The sequence below is a fragment of the Pseudarthrobacter sp. TAF60_1 genome (genome assembly GCF_052113505.1).
In the GTDB taxonomy this organism is placed as follows: domain Bacteria; phylum Actinomycetota; class Actinomycetes; order Actinomycetales; family Micrococcaceae; genus Arthrobacter.
Window position 1 is genome coordinate 1 of the sequence record NZ_JBFRDI010000047.1, and the last position, 859, is coordinate 859.

At 65.9% G+C, this 859-nt stretch carries 1 pseudogene; it reads left to right on the plus strand.

What is annotated here, in order from left to right:
• Positions 1–859, plus strand: a pseudogene (locus tag AB4Y73_RS20420) (pyruvate dehydrogenase (acetyl-transferring), homodimeric type); the annotation flags it as partial.

The window sequence follows — 859 nt, forward strand, 5'->3', positions numbered from 1 at the left end:
CTACTACAAGGTGTACGCCGCGTATAAGGCAGCGACCGAGTTCAAGGGCAAACCCACCGTCATCCTGGCCCACACCGTCAAGGGCTACGGCCTCGGACCGCACTTCGAGGGCCGCAACGCGACCCACCAGATGAAGAAGCTCACCCTCGATGACCTGAAGAAGTTCCGCGACCACCTGCGGATCCCGGTCACCGACGAGCAGCTGGAAAAGGACCTGTACTCACCCCCGTACTACCACCCGGGCTCCGATGCGCCGGAAATCAAGTACATGATGGAACGCCGGGCCGAACTCGGCGGGCCCGTGCCGGAGCGCCGCTCCAAACACCAGGACATCACCCTCCCGGACGCAAAAACCTACGAGGTCGCCAAGCGGGGTTCGGGCAAGCAGCAGGCCGCCACCACCATGGCGTTCGTCCGGCTCCTCAAGGACCTCATGCGGGACAARAACTTCGGCAAGCACATCGCCCCGATCATCCCCGAYGAGGCCCGCACGTTCGGCATGGACGCGTTCTTCCCCACGGCCAAGATCTACAACCCCAAGGGCCAGAACTACCTCTCCGTGGACCGCGACCTCGTCCTGGCCTACAAGGAATCCGCCCAGGGCCAGCTGATCCACCCCGGCATCAACGAAGCAGGAGCCGTGGCAGCGTTCACCGCCGCCGGCACCGCGTACGCCACCCACGGCGTGCCGCTGGTCCCGGTCTACGTGTTCTACTCCATGTTCGGCTTCCAACGCACCGGAGACGCCTTCTGGGCCGCCGGGGACCAAATGGCCCGCGGCTTCGTCATCGGCGCCACCGCAGGCCGGACCACCCTGACCGGCGAAGGCCTCCAGCACGCCGACGGCCACTCCCCGCTC